Consider the following 6,698-nt stretch of genomic DNA (forward strand, 5'->3'; position numbering starts at 1 on the left):
GGCCGGGGGGCAGCGGCGGCGCCCGCCGGCGCTGCCGGGTATCCGGCAGCGGCCCGGAGCTCGGCGGCGTAGGCGGCCGGCGTGCCGAGACGCGCGGTGAACGCCGCGAGGTCGGCGTCGGTGCCCAGCTCGTCGGTGAGGTCGGCCAGGTGCCGCGCGCACGTCCTCGAGGATCTCGGAGACCTCGGGCGCGGGCAGGTCCGCGAGGGCGGCCCGCACACCGGCGAGGTACTCCTCGGCAGGGCCCGCCGCGAGCCGGACCGCCGGCCCCGCGTCGGCGGGCGCGGTGTGGCTGTCGTCGCCGTTCATGCGGCCTCCACCAGTCCCTCCATCGTCTCGGCGAACGCCCGCCAGCTCTTGGCCAGCTCCCGCAGCCGTTCCCGGCCGGGCGCGTTCAGGCTGTAGTACTTGCGGTGCGGGCCCTCCTCGCTCGGCACCACGTAGGACGTGAGCAGCCCCGCGTGGTACAGCCGCCGCAGCGTGCCGTACACCGACGCGTCCCCCACCTCCTCCAGGCCGGCCGCGCGGAGCCCGCGCACCACCTGGTAGCCGTAGCCGTCCTCGCGGTCGAGCACCGCGAGGACGGCGAGGTCGAGCACTCCCTTGAGCAACTGGCTCGTGTCCACGCCGCCCCCTCTCTCGCGCCGCACACTACTACGCAATGCGCAGTACTCCGCGGTGCCCCACCCGCTCGTGGGAGGAAGCAGGATGATCGGACCCCGACTACCCTTCGGAGCGGGGACCCGGCGACCGCCGGGCGGCGGGTCTGGCCGGAGGACATGCATGTCGGTGGTGGACAACGCCATCTACGTCGACGGGCGCCGCGAGCTCGCGCCGCCGTCGCTCGACACCGCGTTCGAGGCGCTGCGCAGCTGCCCCGACGACGGACACAGCTTCTGCTGGATCGGGATGCTCCGCCCGAACCTCGACGAGATCAACGCCGTGGCGCGGGAGTTCGACCTGCACGATCTGGCCGTCGAGGACACGGTCAAAGCGCACCAGCGGCCCAAGCTGGAGCACTACGACGAGACGATGTTCGTGGTCCTCCGGCCCGCTCGGTACGTCGACCCGAACGAGGTCGTCGAGCTCGGCGAGGTGCACCTGTTCCTCGGGCCGGACTTCGTGATCACCGTCCGGCACGCGGAGGAACCCGACCTCGGCGAGGTGCGCAGGCGCCTGGAGAAGGACCCCGACCTGCTCGCGCACGGGCCGCTCGCCGTCCTCTACGCGGTGCTGGACCGGGTCGTCGACGACTACGCACCCGTGCTCGACGGCCTGCAGAACGACATCGACCAGATCGAGGAGCAGGTCTTCGACGGCGACCCCGGCGTCTCCCGCCGCATCTACCAGCTCACGCGCGAGGTGATCGCGTTCCAGCGCGCGCTGGAGCCGCTCACCGGGATGCTCGCCCAGCTGCGGTCCCGGCTCGGCAAGGCGGGCGAGGACACCGATCTCGAACTGCGGCGCGCGCTGCGCGACGTCGGCGACCACGCCACCCGTGCCCTGGAACGGACCGAGGCGTTCCGGCAGCTGCTCACGAACATCCTGCAGGTCAACGCCGCACTGGTCGGGCAGCGCCAGAACAAGGAGATGGCCCGGCTGACCCAGGCGGGCTACGACCAGAACGAGCAGGTCAAGCGCATTTCGTCCTGGGCGGCGATCCTGTTCGCGCCCACCCTGATCGCCTCGGTGTACGGCATGAACTTCACCCACATGCCCGAGCTGAGCTGGGTGCTCGGCTACCCGATGGCGCTGGCGCTGATGCTGCTGCTCGGCCTGGTGCTCTACGCGATCTTCAAACGCCGCGGCTGGCTGTAGCCCGCCCCGCCGGCGAGTCGGGGCCTGGACGCGCGCGAGTCGGGCCGCAAGGGTGCGCGAGTCGGGGCCTGGATGCGATGCGCGGGCGGCGACCACGACCGCGATGACCCTCGGGGGCCTGCTCCCGAGCCATCCCGGACCCGACCCATGCGCGCGAACAGCCCGACTCGCGCACCCGCAGACCCCGACTCGCGCACCCGCAGACCCCGACTCGCGCACCCGCAGACCCCGACTCGCGAGCATGCGCCGCGACTCGCGGATCAGGGGTGGGGGCGACGGGGTTTCGGCTGGCAGCGGGGGCAGGTGAAGGAGCTGCGGTTCATGAACGCGTCGCGGCGGATCGGGGTGCCGCAGCGGGGGCACGGCCGGTCGGTCTGCCCGTAGACGGCGAGCGAGCGGTCGAAGTACCCCGACGCCCCGTTGACGTTGACGTACAGCGCGTCGAAGGAGGTGCCGCCCGCGGTGAGCGCCTCGGCCATCACCTCGGTGGCGGCCGTCAGCACCTCGCGGCCCTGCTTGCGGGTGAGCGCCTCGGTGGGGCGGGCCCCGTGCAGCCGGGCCCGCCACAGCGCCTCGTCGGCATAGATGTTACCGATCCCGGAGACGACGGTCTGGTCGAGCAGCGCCCGCTTGAGCCCGATGCGGCGGCGCCGGATCGCGGTGACGGCGGCGTCCAGGTCGAAGGCGGGGTCCATCGGGTCGCGGGCGATGTGCGCGATCGGCTCGGGCAACAGGCCGCCGCCCGCCGCAGGGGCCAGGGGGTGCACCGAGAGCCCGCCGAACGTCCGCTGGTCGACGAACCGCAGCTCGGACCCGTCGTCCGCGAACCGGAACCGGACCCGCAGGTGCTTCTCGTCGGGGTGACCCGAATGGGTGACGAGCATCTGCCCGCTCATACCGAGGTGCGCGAGGACGGCGTCGTCCCCGGTGGCGCCCCCGTCGAGGTCGAGCCAGAGATACTTGCCCCGGCGGCGCGCACCGGTGATCGTGCGACCGGTCAGCCGGGCGGCGAAGTCGGCGCCGCCCGCCGCGTGCCGGCGCACCGCGCGGGGGTGGGCGACGTCGACCGCGGCGATCGCGCGGTCGAGGACGTGGTCGGCGAGGCCGCGCCGGACCACCTCGACCTCGGGGAGCTCGGGCATCCGGGTGGGGTCAGGACCCGGATCCGGACGAGGGGGCGGGCTCGCCCGCCGCGGCCTCGGCCGTGAGCGTGCGCCAGGCCAGCTCGGCGGCCTTCTGCTCGGCTTCCTTCTTGGTGCGCCCGTCGCCCGACCCCAGCTCGCGCCCGCCGACGACGGCGGTGGCGGTGAACGTCTTGAGGTGGTCGGGCCCGTCCTCGGTGATGCGGTACTCCGGGACGCCCAGCTCGGCCGCCGCGGTGAGCTCCTGCAGGCTCGTCTTCCAGTCCAGCCCGGCGCCGAGCAGCGGGGCGCCCTCGAGGAGCCCGTCGAACAGCCGGTGGACGAGGCCGCGCGCGGTCTCCAGACCGTGGTCCAGGTACACCGCGCCGATGAGGGCCTCGGTGGCGTCGGCGAGGATGCTCGCCTTGGTGCGGCCGCCGGTGAGCTCCTCACCGCGACCGAGGTAGAGGTGCGCGCCCAGCCCGTCGTCGCCCAGGGTGACGGCGACGCCCGCGAGCGCGTGCATGTTGACGACGCTCGCCCGCAGCTTGGCCAGCTGCCCCTCAGGGAGCTCCGGGTGGTCGCGGTAGAGCCGCTCGGTGACGACGATGGACAGCACCGAGTCGCCGAGGAACTCCAGCCGCTCGTTGGTGGGCAACCCGCCGTTCTCGTACGCGTACGACCGGTGGGTCAGCGCGAGCGTGAGCAGCTCGTCGGAGATCTCGACGCCCAGGGACGCAAGCAGGGGCACGTGGTCTCCCACGGGCCCCTGCGGGCCACGTTCTGCCATGCCGCTCGCGGCGATCAGGCCGGCGTGACGACCTGGCGGCCGGCGTAGGTGCCGCAGGTGGGGCACGCCGTGTGCGGCGGCTTCATGGCGCGGCAGGCGCGGTTCTCACAGGCCACGAGGGTGGGAGCAGCGGCCTTCCACTGCGCCCGGCGGGAGCGCGTGTTCGACCGCGACATCCGGCGCTTCGGAACAGCCACAGTTGATCTCCTAGAGTTGCTCGGTGAAGCCCGTGTGCGGGCTCAGTCTGCGGACAGGCGCCCGCGCAGGGCGGCCCATCGAGGATCCAGTGTCTCATGCCCGTGATCCGGCGGGAGGTCGGCCCGCTTCCCGCCGCACTCGGGACACAGGCCGGGGCAGTCCTCCTGGCACAGCGGGGCCAGCGGGAGCGCGAGGACGACGGCGTCGCGCACCGTCTGCTCGACGTTCACGTACTCGTCGACCACCCGCGGCAGCTCGTCCTCGTCGGTGGTCTCGTCGGTGACGCTGTCGGGGTAGGCGAACAGCTCCGACAGCTCGACGTCGACCTCGTCGGTCAGCTCGTCCAGGCAGCGGGAGCACTCGCCGGACAGTGGCGCGTGCACCGTGCCCGACACGTAGACACCCTCGGTGACCGACTCCAGCCGCACGTCCAGCTCGACGGCTGCAGCCGCGGGCACGGCGATCGTGTCGAGGCCGAGCCGTGCCGGGTCGGCCGGGGCGTCGATGGTGCGCGTGTAGGCGCGCATGTTGCCCGGGCGCCTGCCGAGCTCCCGGGTGCTGAAGACCCACGGGCTCGCCGGGTCGGGCCGGTCGGGGGTGGGGTGGTGCGTGGTCACGTATCCAGAGTAGGCCCAGCCACCGGTGGGGTCCCGCCGGTTGCAGCAAGGTGGCCTTACTGCCGTCCAGTGACAGTATTGCCACCTTGCTGGCCTTCCGGGGGCGGGGATGGGCGGGCGCTACGACGGGGTCGCCTGGAACACCGCCCGGTCGCCCTCCACGCTCGTCACCGTCACCGAGTACGCCCCGACCGTCGCCGTCTCCCCCGCCGCGACGAGCGTCTCGACGCCGGCCGCGGCGAAGGTCACCCCGCCGTCGCCGATCGCCGTGATGTCGATCAGCGGTCCGCTGGCGCAGGAGAAGGACGTGCCGTCGGGTGTGGTGGAGGCGCGACCGCCCGAGCCGGTCATACTGATCTGCCCGAGACCGGCCACGGTGACGGTGCAGCCGCCCTCCGGCGCGGGCGGTGTCGGGGCCCGCGACGCGCCGGGGGCGCTCGAGGTCGTCGGTGCCGCCCGCGTCGAGGTGACCGCCGGCGCGGCCTCCGGGGTGGCCGTACCCGCCACGCCCGAGCACGCCGCGATCACCAGCGCCGGCACCGCGACGGTCACGGCCGCGGCGAGCCGGCGCGCTGCGAAGGTCTTCACGCCGTCGACCGTGCCACCGATCCGCGGCGTTGGCGAGGGCGGCCCGTCATCCCGTGCGCCGCATCCCGTCCTCGCCCGCGACCGGCACCGGCCCGGGGTGGGCGGGGTGCAGGGGTTCGACGCGCGCGGGCGCGCCGATCCGGGCGGGGTGGCGGGGCCGCGGCGCGCGGCCGTGGGGCTGCTCGACCGGGTCGACGGGGTCGGCCGCCGGGATCGCACGCACCTGCGGCTCCTCGGCGAGCGCGAGCGGCTCCCCGTGGTGGCGCAGCCGCATCGGCGGCCCGGACACCAGCCGGTACTCCACCTCGTCCGGGCGCACCTCCACCCGCAGCTGCCGCCCCCGCCACTTCAGCCCGAACGAGATCCGCGACAACGCGGCGGGCAGCCGGGGCGCGAACTGCAGCGTCCCGTCGTCGGCCTGCATGCCCCCGAACCCCGCGACGACGGCCGTCCAGGTCCCGGCCATCGACGCGATGTGCACGCCGTGGTCGGAGTTGCCCGCCAGGTCGTGCAGATCGACCAGCGCCGCCTCGGCGAGGTAGTCGTAGGCCAGGTCCAGATGCCCCGTCCAGGCCGCCACGACCGCCTGCGTGCACGCCGACAGCGACGAGTCCCGCACCGTCAGCGCCTCGTAGTAGGCGAAGTTGCGCCGCATCTGCTCCGGGGTGAACGCATCCGGGCGCAGCTGCATCGCCAGCACCAGGTCCGCCTGCTTGATCACCTGCTTGCGGTACAGGTCGAAGTACGGGACGTTCAGCAGCAGCGGGTACATCTCCGGCCGCGTGCCCGCGAAGTCCCACACCGCGTGGGAGGTGAACCCCTCCGACTGCGGGTGCACCTGTAAGCCCTCGTCGTAGGGGATCCGCATCGACTTCGCCGCGTCCCGCCAGCTCGCCATCTCCTCCGCGTCGACGCCCAGCCGGGCGGCCGCGCGGGCGTGCCGGGCCGCCACGTCCGCGGCGTAGCGGAGGTTCAGCTGGGCCATGAGGTTGGTGTAGACGTTGTTGTCCACGATCGCGGTGTACTCGTCCGGCCCGGTCACCCCGTCGATCCGGAACTCGCCCGTCGAGTCGTGATGCCCCAGCGACCGCCACAGCCGCGCCGTCGCCACCAGCAGCTCCAGCCCGACCTCACGCTCGAACTCCACGTCCCCCGTCGCGGCCACGTGGCGGCGGACGGCGTCGGCGATGTCGGCGTTGATGTGGAACGCCGCCGTGCCCGCCGGCCAGTACCCGGAGCACTCCTGGCCGCGGATCGTCCGCCACGGGAAGGCCGCGCCCTGCAGCCCGAGCTGCTCGGCCCGCTCGTAGGCCTGCGGGAGGATCGACTGCCGCCAGCGGAGGGCGTCCACCGCTGCGTGCGGGGCCAGGTGCGACAGGACCGGCAGGCAGAAGGTCTCGGTGTCCCAGAACGTGTGCCCGTCGTACCCCTCCCCCGTGAGCCCCTTCGCCCCGATCGCGCGCCGCTCCGCCCGCGCCCCGGCCTGCAGCACGTGGAACGTCGCCACCCGCACCGCCTGCTGCAGCTCCGCGTCCCCGTCGATCTCGACGTCCGCGGTCTCCCAGA

8 protein-coding genes and 1 pseudogene are annotated in these 6,698 nt (G+C 73.6%); 1 reads left to right on the top strand and 8 read right to left on the bottom strand.

Features of this window, described 5'->3' with window-relative positions; genetic code table 11:
* Nucleotides 1-221, bottom strand: a pseudogene (locus KME75_RS38705) (hypothetical protein); the annotation flags it as partial.
* A gap of 84 nt (nt 222-305) precedes the next feature.
* A complete protein-coding gene (locus KME75_RS38710; RefSeq protein WP_219419912.1) occupies nt 306-626 on the bottom strand; it encodes a PadR family transcriptional regulator in 321 nt (106 codons plus the stop codon).
* 157 nt (nt 627-783) lie between these two features.
* Here KME75_RS38710 and KME75_RS38715 point away from each other — a divergent pair, with 157 nt between their 5' ends.
* On the top strand, nt 784-1,818 hold the full coding sequence (locus KME75_RS38715) for a magnesium and cobalt transport protein CorA (protein WP_219419913.1): 1,035 nt from the start codon (nt 784-786) through the stop codon (nt 1,816-1,818).
* Nucleotides 1,819-2,078: 260 nt separating this feature from the next.
* On the opposite strand, the gene mutM is transcribed toward KME75_RS38715, so the two are convergent.
* The 6 genes from mutM to KME75_RS38745 all read right to left on the bottom strand — a co-directional run.
* Entirely contained in the window at nt 2,079-2,960 is an 882-nt protein-coding gene (gene mutM / locus KME75_RS38720; protein ID WP_219419914.1) for a bifunctional DNA-formamidopyrimidine glycosylase/DNA-(apurinic or apyrimidinic site) lyase, read from the bottom strand.
* A gap of 10 nt (nt 2,961-2,970) precedes the next feature.
* Nucleotides 2,971-3,729 (bottom strand): ribonuclease III, encoded by a 759-nt coding sequence (gene rnc, locus KME75_RS38725; RefSeq protein WP_219419915.1) that lies wholly within the window; start codon nt 3,727-3,729, stop codon nt 2,971-2,973.
* A 14-nt stretch (nt 3,730-3,743) separates the two neighbouring features.
* Nucleotides 3,744-3,926, bottom strand: coding sequence for a 50S ribosomal protein L32 (rpmF, locus tag KME75_RS38730; RefSeq protein WP_219419916.1), 183 nt, complete (start codon nt 3,924-3,926; stop codon nt 3,744-3,746).
* 42 nt (nt 3,927-3,968) lie between these two features.
* The gene (locus KME75_RS38735; RefSeq protein WP_308283457.1) at nt 3,969-4,544 is read right to left on the bottom strand and encodes a YceD family protein; all 576 of its coding nucleotides are present in this window, start codon (nt 4,542-4,544) and stop codon (nt 3,969-3,971) included.
* 120 nt (nt 4,545-4,664) lie between these two features.
* Nucleotides 4,665-5,132 (bottom strand): hypothetical protein, encoded by a 468-nt coding sequence (locus KME75_RS38740; RefSeq protein WP_219419917.1) that lies wholly within the window; start codon nt 5,130-5,132, stop codon nt 4,665-4,667.
* A 46-nt stretch (nt 5,133-5,178) separates the two neighbouring features.
* Nucleotides 5,179-6,698, bottom strand: a 1,520-nt coding sequence (locus KME75_RS38745) for a glycoside hydrolase family 65 protein (RefSeq protein ID WP_281424874.1), incomplete at its 5' end; no start/stop codon positions are given.

The organism is Pseudonocardia nigra (assembly GCF_019396355.1).
Lineage (GTDB): Bacteria > Actinomycetota > Actinomycetes > Mycobacteriales > Pseudonocardiaceae > Pseudonocardia > Pseudonocardia nigra.

What these genes read in the sequence shown, in the direction of transcription:
- KME75_RS38715 (WP_219419913.1), top strand. Translation starts at nt 784, where the DNA reads ATGTCGGTGGTGGACAACGCCATCTACGTCGACGGGCGCCGCGAGCTC.
- mutM (WP_219419914.1), bottom strand. Translation starts at nt 2,960, where the DNA reads ATGCCCGAGCTCCCCGAGGTCGAGGTGGTCCGGCGCGGCCTCGCCGAC.
- rnc (WP_219419915.1), bottom strand. Translation starts at nt 3,729, where the DNA reads ATGGCAGAACGTGGCCCGCAGGGGCCCGTGGGAGACCACGTGCCCCTG.